Source organism: Streptomyces sp. NPDC092296, from assembly GCF_044755465.1.
GTDB lineage: Bacteria > Actinomycetota > Actinomycetes > Streptomycetales > Streptomycetaceae > Peterkaempfera.
In genome coordinates, this window is sequence record NZ_JBIVRB010000008.1 from 220,949 (window position 1) to 237,295 (window position 16,347).

At 72.7% G+C, this 16,347-nt stretch carries 15 protein-coding genes; 9 read left to right on the top strand and 6 right to left on the bottom strand.

Annotation, left to right across the window (positions count from 1 at the left end; genetic code table 11):
* Positions 1–44 precede the first annotated feature (44 nt).
* From ACIQGZ_RS19930 to ACIQGZ_RS19945, 4 genes are all read right to left on the bottom strand, one after another.
* Positions 45–719, bottom strand: a complete 675-nt coding sequence (locus ACIQGZ_RS19930) for an ABC transporter permease (RefSeq protein ID WP_402603388.1) — start codon at positions 717–719, stop codon at positions 45–47.
* The gene (locus tag ACIQGZ_RS19935; protein ID WP_402603390.1) at positions 716–1,411 is read right to left on the bottom strand and encodes an ABC transporter permease; all 696 of its coding nucleotides are present in this window, start codon (positions 1,409–1,411) and stop codon (positions 716–718) included. The genes ACIQGZ_RS19930 and ACIQGZ_RS19935 overlap by 4 nt, the downstream gene beginning before the upstream one ends.
* The gene (locus tag ACIQGZ_RS19940; protein ID WP_402603392.1) at positions 1,408–2,529 is read right to left on the bottom strand and encodes an ABC transporter ATP-binding protein; all 1,122 of its coding nucleotides are present in this window, start codon (positions 2,527–2,529) and stop codon (positions 1,408–1,410) included. The genes ACIQGZ_RS19935 and ACIQGZ_RS19940 overlap by 4 nt, the downstream gene beginning before the upstream one ends.
* A 136-nt stretch (positions 2,530–2,665) precedes the next feature.
* Positions 2,666–3,160 carry an FBP domain-containing protein gene (locus tag ACIQGZ_RS19945; RefSeq protein ID WP_402603393.1) on the bottom strand — a complete coding sequence of 165 codons (495 nt, stop codon included), beginning with the start codon at positions 3,158–3,160 and terminating at the stop codon, positions 2,666–2,668.
* 142 nt (positions 3,161–3,302) lie between these two features.
* On the opposite strand from ACIQGZ_RS19945, the gene ACIQGZ_RS19950 reads away from it, so the two are divergent.
* Complete coding sequence (locus ACIQGZ_RS19950) at positions 3,303–3,764, top strand: alpha/beta fold hydrolase (RefSeq protein WP_402603394.1); 462 nt, start codon at positions 3,303–3,305, stop codon at positions 3,762–3,764.
* A gap of 18 nt (positions 3,765–3,782) precedes the next feature.
* Here ACIQGZ_RS19950 and ACIQGZ_RS19955 read toward each other — a convergent pair whose 3' ends face one another.
* Entirely contained in the window at positions 3,783–4,490 is a 708-nt protein-coding gene (locus ACIQGZ_RS19955) for a TetR/AcrR family transcriptional regulator (protein WP_402603395.1), read from the bottom strand.
* A 288-nt stretch (positions 4,491–4,778) separates the two neighbouring features.
* On the opposite strand from ACIQGZ_RS19955, the gene ACIQGZ_RS19960 reads away from it, so the two are divergent.
* From ACIQGZ_RS19960 to ACIQGZ_RS19995, 8 genes are all read left to right on the top strand, one after another.
* Positions 4,779–5,621: a polysaccharide deacetylase gene (locus ACIQGZ_RS19960; RefSeq protein ID WP_402603397.1), complete on the top strand. Its 843-nt coding sequence runs from the start codon at positions 4,779–4,781 to the stop codon at positions 5,619–5,621.
* A 50-nt stretch (positions 5,622–5,671) separates the two neighbouring features.
* A complete protein-coding gene (locus tag ACIQGZ_RS19965) occupies positions 5,672–6,736 on the top strand; it encodes a sugar ABC transporter substrate-binding protein (protein ID WP_402603399.1) in 1,065 nt (354 codons plus the stop codon).
* Positions 6,736–8,253: a sugar ABC transporter ATP-binding protein gene (locus ACIQGZ_RS19970; protein ID WP_402603401.1), complete on the top strand. Its 1,518-nt coding sequence runs from the start codon at positions 6,736–6,738 to the stop codon at positions 8,251–8,253. The genes ACIQGZ_RS19965 and ACIQGZ_RS19970 overlap by 1 nt, the downstream gene beginning before the upstream one ends.
* Positions 8,254–8,325: 72 nt before the next feature.
* A complete protein-coding gene (locus tag ACIQGZ_RS19975; RefSeq protein WP_402603402.1) occupies positions 8,326–9,285 on the top strand; it encodes an ABC transporter permease in 960 nt (319 codons plus the stop codon).
* Positions 9,286–9,412: 127 nt separating this feature from the next.
* Positions 9,413–11,755 (top strand): penicillin acylase family protein, encoded by a 2,343-nt coding sequence (locus tag ACIQGZ_RS19980; protein ID WP_402603404.1) that lies wholly within the window; start codon positions 9,413–9,415, stop codon positions 11,753–11,755.
* Positions 11,752–12,531: an SDR family NAD(P)-dependent oxidoreductase gene (locus ACIQGZ_RS19985; protein WP_402603405.1), complete on the top strand. Its 780-nt coding sequence runs from the start codon at positions 11,752–11,754 to the stop codon at positions 12,529–12,531. Before ACIQGZ_RS19980 ends, ACIQGZ_RS19985 begins: the two co-directional genes overlap by 4 nt.
* Positions 12,528–13,277 (top strand): SDR family NAD(P)-dependent oxidoreductase, encoded by a 750-nt coding sequence (locus tag ACIQGZ_RS19990; RefSeq protein WP_402603407.1) that lies wholly within the window; start codon positions 12,528–12,530, stop codon positions 13,275–13,277. The genes ACIQGZ_RS19985 and ACIQGZ_RS19990 overlap by 4 nt, the downstream gene beginning before the upstream one ends.
* Positions 13,278–13,386: 109 nt before the next feature.
* Positions 13,387–15,063 (top strand): amidohydrolase, encoded by a 1,677-nt coding sequence (locus ACIQGZ_RS19995; protein WP_402603409.1) that lies wholly within the window; start codon positions 13,387–13,389, stop codon positions 15,061–15,063.
* Positions 15,064–15,098: 35 nt separating this feature from the next.
* On the opposite strand, the gene ACIQGZ_RS20000 is transcribed toward ACIQGZ_RS19995, so the two are convergent.
* Complete coding sequence (locus ACIQGZ_RS20000; protein ID WP_402603411.1) at positions 15,099–16,178, bottom strand: WxL protein peptidoglycan domain-containing protein; 1,080 nt, start codon at positions 16,176–16,178, stop codon at positions 15,099–15,101.
* Positions 16,179–16,347: the final 169 nt, after the last annotated feature.

Below are 16,347 nucleotides of genomic sequence, written 5' to 3' on the forward strand. Positions count from 1 at the left end.
TAATGAACTCTTGACACTCCCTCAGCAATTCCCGCACCCGACCGTCACCGCCCGGCCCGGCGGCGGACCCCGGGCGAGACGGCGACCCGGCCGAGCAGCCAGAAGAGGGCGAGGGTGGCCAGCGCCAGCACGGCGACCAGGGTGGCGCCGCCGACGACCTTCTCGAAGTCCCGCTGGTAGAGGCCGTCCACGATGTAGCGGCCGAGGCCGCCGAAGCTGACGTACGCCGCGATGGTGGCGGTGGAGACGATCTGGATCGCGGCCGACCGCAGTCCGCTGAGGATCAGCGGCAGCGCGACCGGCAGCTCCACCTGGGCCAGGATGCGCAGCGGGTGCATGCCCATGCCGCGTGCGGCGTCGACCGGCGCCGGGTCCACGGTGCGGACGGCTTCGTACGTGGTGACCAGGATCGGCGGGATCGCCAGCACGATCAGCGGGATCATCACCGGCAGCAGACCCAGGCCCATGATCACGAAGAGCAGCACCAGCAGGCCGAAGCTGGGCAGCGCGCGGGCGGCGGTCGCCAGCAGGGCCAGGGCGTTGCCGCCGCGACCGGTGTGGCCGGTGACCAGGCCGACCGGCAGGGCGACGCCTGCGGCCACCGCCATGGCCAGCAGCGAGTACTGGAGGTGCTCCCAGAGCCGGTGCGGGATGCCGTCGTAGCCGTGCCAGTGGGCGCTCTGGCCGAAGAAGTCCGCGATGAGGTGCAGGACGTTCACCGGGCGTCCTCCAGGGCGGGCGTTGCCGGTTCGGCGGTGCGGGCCTGTGCCCGGGGCGAGGGCACCCAGGGGGTCAGCAGCTTGCGGCAGAGCACCAGGACGGCGTCGGCCGCGATGGCCAGCACCGCCGTGGTGACCACGGAGCTGACGGCCAGGATCGGGCGGTGGTAGAACATGGCGTCGGCCAGCAGATTGCCCAGGGCGCCCTGGTTGCCGATGAGGGTGCCGATGCTGGCCAGGCTGATGCTGGAGACCGTCGCCACCCGCAGCCCGGCGAAGATCGCGGGCACCGCGATCGGCAGCTGCACCTGGAGGTAGCGGCGGATCGGCCCGAAGCCCATGGCGACGGCCGCCGCGTGGGTCTCCTCGGGCACCGACCGCACCCCGTCCACGATCGCGGGGACCAGCACCACCAGGCTGTACAGGGTGAGCGGGATCATCACGGTGGTCTGGCTCTGCCCGGTGTAGTCGATCAGCACCACGAAGAAGGCCAGCGAGGGCACCGCGTACAGCACGGTGGTGATGCCGAGCACCGGCGGGTACAGCCAGCGGAACCGTACGCACAGCTGCCCGATCGGCAGCGCGAGCAGCAGCCCGGCGAGCACCGGGATCAGCGCCTCCTCCAGGTGCCAGCCGACCAGGCCGAGATAGCTGTGCTGGAGGTCGCTGGGCATGTGGAAGAACTCGCTCATCCGCCCACCCCGGCCACCGGCGCCGCGTCCTCCCCGGGCGTGGCCGCGGCGTGCGCCGCCCGGATCGCCGCGCCGACGGTCTCCTGCGAGGCCACCCCGACCACCCGGCCCGCCCCGTCCACGCCGACCGCCCAGCCGGTGGGTGACAGCACCGCGCAGTCCAGGGCGGCGCGCAGCGAGTCCCGGCCGACCTCGAACGGGCGGCCGTACGGGAGGAGCGCCTGCTCCCCCGCCGCGTACCGGGCGGGCTCGGCCCAGCCGAGCGGGCGGCGCTCGGCGTCGGTGACCAGCAGATACGGCGCCGGACCCGGCTCGGCCGCAGCGCCCAGGGCCACCACGGGCGCGGTGGTCAGCTCCAGCTGGGCGGAGCCGAAGAAGGAGAGTCGCCGGATGCCCCGGTCGGTGCCGAGGAAGTCCTCCACGAAGGCATCGGCCGGTGCGGACAGCAGCCGGTCCGGCGGGTCGAACTGGGCGAGCCGGCCACCGGTGCGCAGCACCGCGACCATGTCGCCCAGCCGGATCGCCTCGTCGATGTCATGGGTGACGAAGACGATGGTCTTGCCCAACTCGGCCTGGATGCGCAGCAGTTCCTCCTGGAGGCCCTTGCGGACCACCGGGTCCACGGCCGAGAAGGGCTCGTCCATCAGCAGCACCGGCGGGTCGGCGGCCAGCGCCCTGGCCACGCCGACGCGCTGCTGCTGGCCGCCGGAGAGCTGGTAGGGGTAGCGCCTGGCCATCGCGGGGTCGAGGCCGACCCGCTCCATCAGTTCCAGCGCCCGGGTGCGGGCCTCGCGCCGGTCGCGGCCGAGCAGCCGGGGGACGGTGGCGATGTTGTCCACCACGGTGCGGTGCGGGAAGAGGCCGGCGTGCTGGATGACATAGCCCATGGAGCGCCGCAGTGCGTGGACGGGCTGGCGGCGGCTGTCCTCGCCGTCCAGCAGTATCCTGCCGTCGCTGGGGTCCGTCATCCGGTTGATCATCCGCAGCGAGGTGGTCTTGCCGCAGCCGGAGGGCCCCACCAGGACGGTGATCGACCGGTCGGGTATCTCCAGGGAGAGCGCGTCCACCGCGACGGTGCCGTCCGGATAGCGTTTGGTGACCGATTCAAAACGTATCAAAGCGTCAGATGTCCTTTGGATCGAGCGTGCGCAGCCGTTCGTCCTCCGGAACCGGGAGCGATCCGTAGGAGCGGTCGAGTCTAGACGCCGCCCCTGACAACGCCCGGCGCCCCGCCGAATCCGTGGCGGGCGGCTCTCAGGCCAGCAGCTTGTCCAGGAAGGCGGACAGCTTGGCCCGGGTGCGCTCCACCTGCTCCTCCACGGTCAGCGACTCCTCGAAGCGCCCGCCGGGCTCCGGGGTCTTCTTGCCGCGTACGTACAGCGAGCAGGCCAGGTCGGTGCAGATGCGCAGACCGACCGAGTTGCCCTCCCGCCCGGCCCGGCCCGCGCGGCGGCCGGTCATCAGGGAGACGCCGTTGCCGGGGTGCGTGGTCAGGCAGAGCGAGCACATGCTGCGGTGCAGGAAGCCGCGCTGCTGGGCGGGGTGGCGGAGCGTGACACCGATCAGCACGCCGTCACGCTCGGTGACCAGATAGCCCCGGTCCGGCGCCGAGGGGTCCCGCCAGCCGAGGAAGTCCAGGTCGCCCCAGGGGCGCTCCGCCAGGTCGTGCGGCACCGGCAGCCGCTTGGCCTCGCCCTTGGAGCAGTTGACGAACGACGCACGGATGTCCTGCTCACTCACTGCCTGCATGTCCTGGACGCTAACAGCGCCCCTCCGGGCGGGCAAAGCAATTACCGTGGGTGCCCGGACGACAAGGCTGGGGGCCGCTGGACGCCATGACCGGACCGAGAAGCGCCACCTTGGAGGGCCCGGCGCGACCCTCCACTACGAAGTGCGCGGCACCGGCCCGCTGCTGCTGATCGCGGGCGGGGTGGGTGACGCCGGCGTCTCCGACGGGGTGGCGGCGCGGCTGGCCGACCGCTTCACGGTGGCCGCCCACCACCCGCGCGGCAACTCGCGCAGCCGCCTGGCCGGACCGCCGGTGGACCAGCGGGTGGCGGTGCACCGCGATGACGTACACCGCCTGCTGGAGCTGCCGGCACCGCCCGGCGATCCGGCGTACGTCCTCGGCAGCCGCTCCGGCGCCCTGGTGGCGCGCTGCGGGCCGCCGGCGCGGCGCGGCTGGCGCCGGCCGGGGGCGCGATTCCGCCCACCTGCTGCCGTACCGGCCGGGCACGCTGCCGGCGCAGTGGCTGGGCACCCCGGTCGTCCGGTTCCCGGGCGGGCAGGCCGGCTATGTCGAGCACCCGGCCGAGTTCGCCGAGCTGCCGGCGGTGACGGCGACCGGCGGTGACGGCGGCCGGATGAGCCGTCAGGCGGTCGGCCCGTCCGCCGGGCGGATGCGGGTGCGGACGGCGCCGATCAGCAGCTCCAGGGCGAACTCGAAGTTGGCCGGGGAGTCCAGCGGGGGGATGTGGTCGGCCGCGGTCGCCAGGTGAGGGAAGCGCTCCGGGGGCAGCCGCCGGTAGTCGACCTCCCAGGCCCGCAGGTCGGCCTCGCGGGTGGGCTCGTCCAGCGCGGACAGCGCGGCCTCCATGCTGGAGTAGGCGAGGACCAGATCGGTGAAGACCCGGTAGCAGCGGGCGGCCTCCGGGTCGGGCAGTCCGGCCCGCCGCATGCAGCCGAGGATGTGCTCCACGGTCTCGAACTCGTGCGGCCGCCGGGCGGTACGGGCCGCTACCAGCTGGCCGACCTGAGGGTGCGCCATGAACGCGCCGTGGATGCGCCGGGCGACCGCCCGCAGATCCTCCGCCCAGTCGTCGGTCACCGGCAGCCCGCCGACCTGGGCGCGGGCGTGCAGCTCGTCGGTGAGCGCGAGGATCAGCTCGTCCTTGTGCCGGAAGTGCCGGTAGATGGCGGTGGGGTGGGCGCCCAGCTCCCGTCCGAGCGCGTCGAAGGTCAGGGCGGCTATGCCCTCCCGATCGCTGATCCGTAGTGCCGCCTCGGTGATGACCTGCTGGTTGAGACTGCCCCTGGGGCGCCGCTGCCTGGTCTGCGGGGTGGCCGCCATCGCGTACATCCTCTCCTCGTCACCGGACCCGGATGCTATCCAGGGCCCGGCGGAGCCGGCCCGTGCCACCGCTGCGGAGACACCGACCAGGTCTGATAGTCAGAAGTATTGACTATCTTGTTGACCAGCAACAGACTCACGGCACGACGAAGTGGCCGGTTCACACCCCGATCGCCCACCGGCCGCTTCGCGCTCTCAGCCGACCCTGCGGTGGACCCCGACCCGCCCAGTCCCGACCCGCCCAATCCCGCCCCAGTCCCGCCCCACCCCAGTCCCGTACGGAAGGACTCCGAAGCCATGCCTCTGACCCTGCCGCCAGGCAAGAAGATCGCGGTCTCCATCGGCGCGGACTTCGATGCGCACAGCCTCTGGATGGGCACCTTCAACCTCACCTCGCCCGCCTACCTGTCCCGCGGGGAGTTCGGCGCCGAGGTCGGGGTGCCCCGCCTGCTCAAGCTGTTCGACCGCTATGGCGTACGAGCGACCTGGTGCACCCCGGGGAACACCCTGGAGACCTTCACGGACCGCTGTCTGGAGATCCGGGACGCGGGCCATGAGATCGCCGCACACGGCTGCTACCACGAGAGCGTCACCACGCTCGAACCGGCCACCGAGCGCCATCTCATGGAGAAGCAGCTCGAACAGCACCAGCGCATCCTGGGGAGCACACCGCGCGGCTACCGGTCGCCCTCCTGGGACTTCACCCCGCACACCCTGCCGCTGCTGGAGGAGTTCGGCTTCGACTGGGACTCCTCCCTGATGGGGCGCGACTTCGAGCCGTACCACCCGCGTCCGGTGCTGGAGCTGAACGAGGAGGGCGCCAACGTCTTCGGGCCGCCGAGCCCCGTACTGGAATTCCCGGTGTCCTGGCACCTGGACGACTTCCCCGCCCTGGAATACGTTCCGGGCAGCCTCCCCGGATTCGGCTCGACCCAGGTGACGTTCGACCGGTGGAAGGACAACTTCGACTACGCGCTCGCGAATGTGGACAACGCATTCATCGCGTACACGGTCCACCCGCAGACGATCGGGCGGGGCCACCACATCATGATGTTCGAGCGGCTGCTCGACCATATCGCCGGGCACGACGAGGTCTGGTTCGCACCGCTCAGCGAGATCTACGACACGTGGACCGACTGATTCTGCGGCCACGCATTCACGCGACCGTGTCCATCCGGAAGGAAATCACCGTGGATCGTTCTCTCATACGCAGACTCGGCGCAGTGCCGGTCGTGGCGGCAATGCTCTCGGTCGCCGCCTGCTCCACCGGCGTCAGCGCCAGCGGCGACGGCGGCGGCGCGGCCTCGGAGCCGGCGAAGTCCAGCAAGGTCACCAAGGCGGCCGACCTGCGGATCGCCTTCTTCTCCTCGGGTGAGAACAACACCTACCTCCAGGCCGGGATCGCGGCGGTCAAGGAGACGGCGAAGGCCGCGGGGGCGTCGGTGGACGTCTTCGACGGGAAGTTCGACGCGCAGGTGCAGTACAACCAGGTCCAGTCCGCGATCACCAGCGGCAAGTACAACGCCTTCGTCCTGGAGGCCAACGACGGCAACCTGCTCTGCAACATCATCACCAAGACGGCCGCGAACGCCGGCATCCTGGTCTCGGTGATCAACCAGCCGCTGTGCGACCGGGCGCTGGGGTCCGGCGACGACCTGTGGTCGCCGGGGACCGTCACCACCGTCGCCGGGCAGACCGCCGACCTCTACCTGGACTGGGTCAAGGCGGTGGAGCGCGAGAACCCGGACGGCGGCAGCGTGGCCGCCATCATGGGGACCTCGCTGAGCACCAACAGCATCAACTTCAAGAACGCCCTGGCCCAACTCGTCAAGGACAACCCGAAGTTCAAGGTCGTCTCCCAGCAGTACACCGACTACACCACCCCCAAGGCGTCCGCCGCCGTGCAGACGATCCTCCAGGCGAACCCCAAGCTGGACATCGTCATGAGCAACTACTCGGGCATGACCGTGGGAGTGACCGCCGGCGTGAAGGCGGCCGGGCGGCAGAAGTCGGTCAAGGTCTACGACATGGGCGGCGACGACTGGGCGCTCAAGGCGGTGAAGTCCGGCAGCCTCGCCGGGACCGTGATCCTGCTGCCCAAGCAGGAGGGGGCCCAGGGGGTCAAGGCGCTGATCGACACCGCCGAGGGGCGGACCGTCCCGCACTTCATCGACCTGAACAAGACGCAGACGCTGCCCGGCGGCTCCGTCTTCGTCACCCCGGCGGACGTCGACGACTACAGCGCGGAGTACTGATGGCCGGCCTTCCGGAGCAGCCGCCCGTCGCGATCCGGTGCCGGAACGTCTCCAAGACCTTCGGCAGCCTCCGCGCGAACTCGGGTATCGACCTGGACGTGCGCCGGGGCACGATCCACGCCCTGGTCGGTGAGAACGGCGCGGGCAAGTCCACGCTGCTCGGCATGGTCAGCGGCCGGATCGCCCCCAGCGACGGCTCCATCGAGGTGGACGGGCAGGAGCTTCCGGCGGGCCGGCCGCGCGCCATCCGCGCCCTGGGCATCATGACGATCTACCAGGAGGTCATGGTCGTACCGTCGATGACCGCCGTCGACAACGTCTTCCTCGGCCAGTACCCCTCCCGTGCGGGCACCACCGATACCGGGCGGATGGCGGAGCGTTACGCGGCGCTCTGCGCCCGCTTCGGCGTGGAGGTGGACCCGCACACCCCGGCGCGCGAGCTGTCCATCGCCCACCAGCAGATCCTGGAGCTGATGCGCGGCGTCAACTCCGACGCCAGGGTGCTGCTGCTGGACGAGCCGACGGCGGCACTGGCCGAGCACGAGCGCGAGAAGCTGTTCGGGATCATCCGCGGCCTGCGCGACAGCGGCGTCACCGTCGTCCTGGTGAGCCACAACCTCGAAGAGGTGCTGGCGCTCAGCGACACGGTCACCGTGCTGCGCGACGGCCGCCTGGTCCGCACCGCACCGGCGGCGGAGTGGGACAAGACGTCGCTGATCCGGGCCATGGCGGGCCGCGAGCGGGTGATCGAGGTCGCCCGGACGCACACGCCGTCGGACCGGGTGCTGCTCAGGTCGGACGACCTGCGGACCGGGCGCGGCACCCCGGTGCTGCCGTTCTCGGTCCACCGGGGCGAGGTCGTCGGGCTCTGGGGCCTGGTGGGCAGCGGCCGTACGTCCTTCCTCAAGGCGCTGGCCGGGCTGCGGCCCGACGCCCGGGGCGAACTCGAACTGGACGGCGAGCGGATGCCGGTCTTCCGCAGCGTACGGACGGCCCTCGCCCACGGGATCGCCATGCTCCCCGAGGACCGCAAGACCGGTCTGGTCCTCCAGATGAACGCCGTCGACAACATCCACCTGGGCAAGCCGTCCGGGCGCGGCACCCTGGCGCCGATCCGCCGCCTCGCGGAGGAGGCGGAGTCCGAGGCGAACGTCGCGGCCTTCCGGCTGGACACGGCCCGGCTGCGCGAGCCGGTCGGGCGGCTGTCCGGCGGCAACCAGCAGAAGGCGCTCTTCGCCAAGTGGCGGGCGCGGCAGCCCCGGGTGCTGCTGATCGACGAGCCCACACGCGGGGTGGACGTGTCGGCCAAGACGGAGATCCTGGCGGCGATCAGCGCGCTGGCGGCCACCGGGGCGGGGGTCGTGGTGACCTCGTCCGAGCTGGAGGAGGTGCTCGCGATCTGCGACCGGCTGCTGATCTTCGCCGCCGGCTCCATCGTCGAGGAGATGCTGCCCGACGACCCCAGGTTCACCCCGGCCGACATCGTCGGGCTGGGCTTCCAGCAGCCGACCGGATAGCGGTCGGAACCAGACCACTGCTTTGTGCGCCCTGTCGGTCGGCACAAGCGTTCTCGCACAGAGGAAACCTCCATGCTCAGCTCACGAGCCCAGGCATTCGTTGCCAAGTACGGCATTGTCGCGGTGCTGCTGGTCCTGATCGCCGTCGCCACGGTGCTCTACCCCCGATTCCTGTCGGCCGCCAACCTCCGCGACATCCTGTCGCAGAACGCCGGGGTGGGAATCGTCGCGATAGGCATGACCTATGTGATCCTGGCGCGCGGATTCGACCTCTCCGTGGGCTCGATCTACGCCCTGGGCGCGACGGTGTTCGCCGGATTCTCGGTGTCGGGGAATCCGATCGTCGCCGGAATCGTCGCGCTGCTGATCGGCACCGGCGTCGGGCTGGTGAACGGCCTGCTGGTGACCCGGCTGAAGGTCAACCCCTTCGTCGCGACGCTCGGCAGTTCCTCGGCCATCTCCGGCCTGGCCTTCATCTACTCCCACTCGGCGCCCTTCGTGGTGGGCAAGCCGGACTTCCAGATGCTGGGGCTGTCCAGCCTCGGCACCGTGCCCACCCCGGCGCTGATCTTCATCGTGCTGGCCGTCGCGGCGGGCCTGGTGCTGTCCCGGACCAATCTGGGCCGCAACATCTACGCGGTCGGCGGCAATCCCGAGGCGAGCCGGCTCAGCGGGCTCCGCGTCCCGGTCCTGGTCGGCGGCACCTATGTGCTGACCGGGCTGCTGGCCACCCTGGCCGGGATGATCGACGCCTCCCGGCTCGGGGTCGGGCAGGCGGACGTGGGCGGCACCGTCGCGCTGGACGCCATCGCGGTGGTGGTGATCGGCGGCACCTCGCTGCTCGGCGGCGAGGGCGCCATCTGGCGGACCGTGGTCGGCCTCTTCATCCTGGCCACGCTCACCAACATGTTCTACAGCCTGAACGTGAGCCAGAACTGGCAGCTCATCGCCAAGGGCGTCATCGTCGTGGCAGCCGTCGCGATGGACGGGCTGCTGCGCAGCCGCCGCGCCCGCCGACCCCAGACGGCGTGAGCACACCCCCCGGCCCAGCCGCCGTGCGCCGGCCGACCCGTGTCCCCACAACACCGCGCACCCAGCACCCAGCACCCAGCACCGAGCACCCAGCACCGAGTACCCAGCACCGAATCAGGAGGCTTCCATGGCGACCCCACCGCCGTTCAGCAGCACCGGCACCGTGCGGCTGCCGGGGATCGAGCAGCGGGCCGAGATCCTGGTCGACACCTTCGGCGTACCGCACATCTACGCGCGGACCGCGCATGACGCCTTCCTGCTCCAGGGGTTCAACGCCGCCCGCGACCGGCTCTGGCAGATCGACTTCTGGCGCCGCCGGGGCCTGGGCCTGATGGCGGAGGTGTTCGGCCCCGACCATGTGGAGCGCGACCGGGTGGCGCGGCTGTTCCGCTACCGGGGCGGCATGGCGGAGGAGTGGGCGGCGTACGGCCCGGAGGCCCGCGAGGTGTGCACGGCCTTCGTCGCGGGGGTCAATGCCTTCGTCCGGCTGACCAGGCAGGACCCGGACCTGCTCCCCCAGGAGTTCCACGACCTGGGGTACGCCCCGGCGCTCTGGGAGCCCGAGGACATCTGCCGGATGCGCAGCCACGGGCTGTTCTACAACGCCACCGCCGAGGTGAAGCGGGCGACCGTCCTGGGGCGGTTCGGCGCGGACGCCGAGGACCTGCGCAGGCAGCGCGAGCCGAGGATCGCGCTCAAGGTCCCCGAGGGGCTGGACCCGGCGAGCATCCCCGAGGACGTGCTGCGCCTGTACGACCTGCTGATCGGCCCCAGCTCCTTCGGCGGCCCGCACCCGGCCGGGGCACCTGCCGCGACTCCCAAGGACGGCAGCAACAACTGGGTGCTGGACGGCACCCGGACCACCACCGGCCGGCCGATCCTGGCCAATGACCCGCACCGGGCGGTGACCACCCCGTCGCTGCGCTACATGGCCCATCTCAACGCCCCGGGGCTCCATGTCATCGGCGCGGGCGAGCCGGGGCTGCCGGGGATCTCCATCGGCCACAACGACGAGGTCGCGTTCGGCCTGACCATCTGCCCGATGGACCAGGAGGACCTGTATGTGTACGAGACCCGCCCCGAGCGGCCGGACGAGTACCGCTACCGGGGAGAGTGGCTGCCCTTCACCGTCGTCCGGGAGTCCGTCGAGGTCAGGGGGGCGGCGCCGGTCCCGGTCGAGCTGAGGTTCACGGTGCACGGGCCGGTCGTCCACCAGGACGGCGGCAGCCGCCGGGCGTACGCGCTGCGCGTGGCGTGGCTGGAGCCGGGCATGGCGCCGTACCTGGCGAGCCTGGGCTACCAGCGCGCCCGGGACGCGGCGGAGTTCCGCGCCGCACTGGCGACCTGGGGCGCGCCGCCGGTCAACCAGGTCTTCGCCGACCGCCGGGGGGACATCGGCTGGCAGATCGCCGGGCTGCTCCCCGTCCGGGAGGAGTGGGACGGCACACTGCCGGTCCCCGGGGACGGCCGGTACGAATGGCGGGGATTCCTCACCGCCGAGCAGCTCCCGGGGTCGGCCAACCCGGCGTCCGGCTGGCTCGGGTCGGCCAACCAGATGAACATTCCGGCCGAATTCTCGGCGCAGCACCATGTCAGCTACGACTGGTACTCCGGCCAGCGGATGGAGCGCATCGAAGAACTGCTGGACCGAGGAGGGCCGCTGCTGGGCGTCCAGGACTCCTGGGACTTCCAGCAGGACTGCGTGAGCGTGCCGGCCCGCGAGATCGTCTCGCTCCTGGACAGGCTGCCGGGCGAGGTGCCGGGGTCGGACCTGCTGCGCGGCTGGGACGCGTCGCTCACCCCGGATTCGGCGGCCGCCGCGCTGTTCGAGGTCTGGTACCGGCGCCATCTGCGCCCGGCGCTGCTCGAAGCGGCCCTCGGCCGGCGCTCCGACCCGGCCACCGCCCGGGAGGCGCTGCCGTATCTGCTGCCGGACGAGACGTACTCCGCCGAGTCCCGCACCGACCTGGCGATCCTGCGCGACCCGGCGCACTGGCTGGGCCCGGAGGGCGGGTCCGTACTGGCCCGGCTGGCCGCGCGGACCCTCGCGGCGGCCTTCGCGGAGACCGCCGAACTGCTCGGCCCCGATCCGTCCGGCTGGGCGTGGGGGACGCTGCACCGCTCCCACCTGCGGCATCCGCTGCATGGAGTCCTCTCCGAGCGGCTGCGGGACGGCTTCACCGTCGGGCCGCTGCCACGCGGCGGCAGCGGCGACACCGTCCTGGCCGCGCCGTACGGACCGGACTTCGTCCAGACCGGCGGTGCCACCTGGCGGATGGCCGTCGACGTCGGCGGCTGGGAGAACTCCCGGATGATCAATTCCCCCGGCCAGTCCGGGGATTCCAGAAGTCCGCACTACGACGACCTTTTCGAGCTCTGGGCGAAGGGTGGATCGATCCCCATGCTTTTCGATCGCGATTCCGTGGAGAAGTCGACCGACTTCCGGCTGGTATTCGAGCCGGCCGAATGAGCCGGCCGAGCAGCGGCCCGGGTGCCGACCGGGTGGTCCTGGTGACCGGCGGCGCGAACGGCATCGGCCGGGACATCGCCACCCGGCTCCTCGCCGAGGGCTACCGGGTCGCGACGGTCGACCTCACGCCCGCCGCCTCGGACGACTGCGCGCGGCGGACCCTCCACCATCAGGGCAGTGTGACCGACACCGCGTCGGTCGCTCGCTTCGTCGAGCGGGTCACCACCGAGCTGGGGCCGGTCTACGGGATCATCAACAACGCGGGGCTCGGCGGGCCGGTCAGCGACGTGGCCGACTACGACCCCGAGGTCTTCGCCCGGGTGCTGGACGTCAATGTGCTCGGCCCGGTGCGCGTCCTCCAGCAGTCGATCCCGTCCCTGGTGGCCGCCGGGCGCGGCGGGCGGATCGTCAACATCGGCTCGATGTTCGGGCAGACGGGCGTCGCGGGCAGCTCCGCGTACTGCGCCTCCAAGGCGGCGCTGCACACCCTCACCCAGTGCCTCGCCCTCGAACTGGCGCCGCACGGCGTCACCGCCAACTCGGTGGCGCCGGGCAATGTGCTGACCGATATGCACCTCGACGCGCTGCGGCAGCGGGCCGAGGCGGCGGGCAGCTCGGTGGCGGCGCAGCAGGAGGCGGTACGGGCGCTGATCCCGCTGGGCCGGCACGGGACCGGCCACGACATCGCCGCGCTCGTCTGCTGGCTGCTCTCCGACGACGCGGCGTATGTGACCGGCCAGACCATCGGCGTCAACGGAGGGGTGCTGCTGACATGACGGACCATCACCGGATACTCGTCACCGGCGCGGCGTCGGGCATCGGCGCCGCGGTGTGCGACGCCGCCGAGCGGGACGGCTTCGCGGTCGCCGGGCTCGACCGGGCCGGCCGGCCGGGCGGCCGCGGGCCGGCGGGCGCGGGCGGGCGGTTCTTCACCACGGCGGACGTCACCGACGCTGCGGCGGTCCGCACTGCCTTCGCGGCGGCGGCGGAGGCGCTGGGCGGTCCGATCACCGGCCTGGTGCACTGCGCGGGGGTCTACGAGCCCGGCGGGCCCACCGCTTCGCTGCCGGCGGAGTCCTGGGCGCGCACGCTGGCGGTCAATGCGACCGGCGCGTTCCTGGTCGTCCGCGAGTTCGGTCGCCGGCTGATCGGGGCGGGCGTGGGCGGCAGCGCGGTGCTGCTGTCCTCGATGGCCTCCCGCCGGGGCGACCGGGCGGCGCCGGCCGCCGACTACGGGGCGAGCAAGGGCGCGCTGGAGTCGCTGGCCCGGGGGCTGGCCCTGGAATGGGGTCCGGCGGGCATCCGGGTCAATGTGGTGCGCCCCGGAGTGATCGACACGCCGATGCTGAAGCTCAAGGACGACCCGGAGGCGGCCGCCGCGTATCTGAGCGGGTCCGTGCCGCTGGGACGGTTCGGCCGTGCCTCGGAGGTCGCCGACGCCTGCCTGTTCCTGGCGGGCGACCGGGCGTCGTACATCACGGGCGCGGTGCTGGACGTCGACGGCGGCGTCCTCGCCGGCTGACCCGGCCTGCCCTCCCGGCCTGCCCGCCGCAGGCCGGCCCATCCGCTGCCGTGCCGCTGCCCGTGTCTCCGGGCCGGCCGGCGCCCCCCACCGGAAAAGGATCTCCCCTGTGCCCACTCAAGCCGCCGATCTCGTCCTCACCGGTGCCCGGGTCCGCCTCGGCCGGGACCGCTGGGCCGCCGCCCTGGCCGTCCGCGACGGGCGGATCGCCGCCGTCGGCGCGGCGGCCGACGTGCTCGCCCTGGCCGGTCCGCGTACCCGGGTGGTGCACTCCCCCGGCGGGCTGGTCGTCCCCGGCTTCCAGGACAGCCACAACCACGCGCCCTTCGCCGGCCGCAACCGGCTGCGGCTCTGGCTGAACGACCTGGAGGGCCGCCATGCCTATCTGGACGCCATCGCCGCGTACGCGGACGCGCACCCGGAGGAGGAGTGGATCCTCGGCGGCGGCTGGGCGATGGAGTACTTCCCCGGCGGCACCCCGCGCAAGGAGGACCTGGACGCGGTGGTCCCGGACCGACCGGTCTTCCTGTTCAACCGGGATGTGCACGGTGCCTGGGTCAACTCCCGCGCCCTGGCGGCGGCCGGCATCACCGACGGCACCCCCGACCCCTCGGACGGCCGGATCGAGCGCGACCCGGTCACCGGCGAGGCCACCGGCACCCTGCACGAGGGCGCCGCGTACCACGTCAACGACCATGTCGTGCCGCTGCCCGACCGGGCCGAGTGGGAGGCGGCGATCCTGGAGGCGCAGGGGTATCTGCACTCCCTGGGCATCACCGGCTGGCAGGACGCCTGGGTCACCCCCGGCACCCAGGCGGCGTACCAGGCGCTGGCCGCCGACGGCCGGCTGACCGCCCGGGTGGTCGGCGCGCTGTGGTGGGACCGCCATCGCGGTCTGGAGCAGATCGGGGAGCTGCTGGAGCGGCGCGAGCGGGGTCTGCGGGTGGCGGCGCCGGGTGCGGCGCTCGGCTCGGGCTTCCACCCCACCACGGTCAAGATCATGACGGACGGGGTGCTGGAGAACCACACCGGCGCCCTGCTGGAGCCGTACTGCGACGGCTGCGGCGGCCAGAGCGACAACCACGGCCTCAGCTACGTCCCGTACGACCTGCTCCGCGAGGCCGTCACCGAACTCGACCGGCACGGCTTCCAGGTCCATCTGCACGCCATCGGGGACCGCGCGGTCCGCAACGCGCTGGACGCCATCGCGGCTGCCCGCGCCGCCAACGGCCCCGGCGACCGGCGGCACCACATCGCCCATGTGCAGGTCGTCCAGCCCTCGGACGTCAAGCGGTTCGCGGAGCTGGACACCGTGGTCAACTGCCAGACGTACTGGGCGCAGAGCGAACCCCAGATGGACGAGCTGACCTTGCCCTTCCTCGGCCCGGAGCGCGCCCGGCTCCAGTACCCGTTCGCGGACTTCCTGGCCTCCGGCGCCCGGCTGGCCATGGGCAGCGACTGGGCGGTGACCACCGCCGACCCGCTGGAGCAGCTGGAGGTCGCGGTCACCCGGGTCGACCCGGCGAACCGGGGCAACGCGCCGTTCCTGCCGGAGCAGCGGCTGCCGCTGGACGACGCCCTGGACGCCTTCACGGCGGGCTCCGCGTACGTCAACCACGACGCCCACGGCGGCGCCTTCGAGGTCGGCCGCCGCGCCGACCTGGCCCTGCTGGACACCGACATCTTCGCCCCGGGCTTCGCCACCCCCGCCTCCACCCCGCTGGCCGACGTCCGCGTCCGCCTCACCCTCGCCGCCGGCCGCATCGTCCACGACACCGGCTGCTGACCCCCGAACGGCGGCCGGTCGGCGGGTGCGGGTGGTCAGTTCTGCTCGGCCGGGCGGTCGCGGAGGGCCTGGGCGACGGCGTCGCGTACCCGGGTGTCCTCGCGCTGCTTGCGGCGGGCGCGGCTGCGGCGGGCGAGCACGAACGCCGCGACGAAGAGGGCGAGCAGCAGGACGGCCAGCAGTGACAGCGTCCAGGGGACGGCCCAGCCGTGCGCGGTGGCCTGGACCGGCTTCAGCGTGGTGGTGCTGCCGGAGGCGTCGGTGAGCAGGGGGGTGAGGGTCGCGGTCGCGGCCAGGGTGCCGCCGGGGGTGACGCCGTGCACCGGGACCGTCATCTGCCAACTCTCCCCCGGGAGCAGCTCCGGCGACGGGGCGATGTCGCCCGCTCCGGTCCGCAGCCAGCCGAACGGGCCGGAGAGCGAGACCGTCTGGCGGCCCGACAGGATGGCGTTGCCGGTGTTGTGGATGGTGTAGGTGACGGTGGCGTCGCCCTTGGCGAAGGGGTTGAGCGACCCGGTGTAGCCCACGTGGAGGTCCTCGATCGCGAGGCTCGGCTTGAGCTGCCCGCTGACCTGGAGCTTGACCCGGATGCCCAGGCGCCGGTCCACATTGATGCCCTCGGCGTCGTCGGGCTGGGTCAGGGAGGTGAGGATGCCGCCCACGTAGTCGCCGGGTGCGGCGTTGCGCGGCACGGTGACCGTGAAGGGCACCTCGGCGGACTTCCCGGGCTGGATCACGACCCGGTCGCGGTCGGCGTGGACCCAGGCGCCGACTCCGACGGACTTCTCCCTCCTGGGGAGCAGGTCGAGTTGGCCCACGTCGGTGGTGAAGCCGTCGGCGGCGTAGACCGCGAGGTCGAGCGGCGTGGTGCCGTGGTTGGCGACGACCATGGCGTCCGTGACCTGGCCGCCGGGGTTGACGCCATGGCTGAAGCTGGACCGGTCGGCGCCGTACCCGTTCGAGGCCGTCCGGACCGTCCAGGTGACATCGCCCTCGTCCGCCGGGGCGGGGCCGGCGCCCAGGCCGACGATCGCGAAGGCCATCAGCAGGGCGAGGGCGGCGGTACGGACGAGGGCGGTGGCGGTGGTCTTCCGGCGCGTTGCGGGCACGTGCATCTCGGGACTCTCCTGGCGCGGGGGGAGGCGGGGGGGGGCCCCCCCCCGGGCCCCCCCCCCCCGGGGGGCCGGGGGGGGGGGGGGGGGGGGGGCCGGGGGGGGCGGGGGGGGGGGGGGGGGGCCCGCGGCGCCCGGGGGGGGGGGCTCAGGGGCGCCGGGGGCGCGGCCG

Excerpts from the sequence above, each read along its gene's own strand:
- ACIQGZ_RS19935 (WP_402603390.1), bottom strand. The coding sequence starts at position 1,411 with ATGAGCGAGTTCTTCCACATGCCCAGCGACCTCCAGCACAGCTATCTC.
- ACIQGZ_RS19945 (WP_402603393.1), bottom strand. The coding sequence starts at position 3,160 with ATGCAGGCAGTGAGTGAGCAGGACATCCGTGCGTCGTTCGTCAACTGC.
- ACIQGZ_RS19955 (WP_402603395.1), bottom strand. The coding sequence starts at position 4,490 with ATGTACGCGATGGCGGCCACCCCGCAGACCAGGCAGCGGCGCCCCAGG.
- ACIQGZ_RS19960 (WP_402603397.1), top strand. The coding sequence starts at position 4,779 with ATGCCTCTGACCCTGCCGCCAGGCAAGAAGATCGCGGTCTCCATCGGC.
- ACIQGZ_RS19970 (WP_402603401.1), top strand. The coding sequence starts at position 6,736 with ATGGCCGGCCTTCCGGAGCAGCCGCCCGTCGCGATCCGGTGCCGGAAC.
- ACIQGZ_RS19975 (WP_402603402.1), top strand. The coding sequence starts at position 8,326 with ATGCTCAGCTCACGAGCCCAGGCATTCGTTGCCAAGTACGGCATTGTC.
- ACIQGZ_RS19980 (WP_402603404.1), top strand. The coding sequence starts at position 9,413 with ATGGCGACCCCACCGCCGTTCAGCAGCACCGGCACCGTGCGGCTGCCG.
- ACIQGZ_RS19985 (WP_402603405.1), top strand. The coding sequence starts at position 11,752 with ATGAGCCGGCCGAGCAGCGGCCCGGGTGCCGACCGGGTGGTCCTGGTG.
- ACIQGZ_RS19990 (WP_402603407.1), top strand. The coding sequence starts at position 12,528 with ATGACGGACCATCACCGGATACTCGTCACCGGCGCGGCGTCGGGCATC.
- ACIQGZ_RS20000 (WP_402603411.1), bottom strand. The coding sequence starts at position 16,178 with ATGCACGTGCCCGCAACGCGCCGGAAGACCACCGCCACCGCCCTCGTC.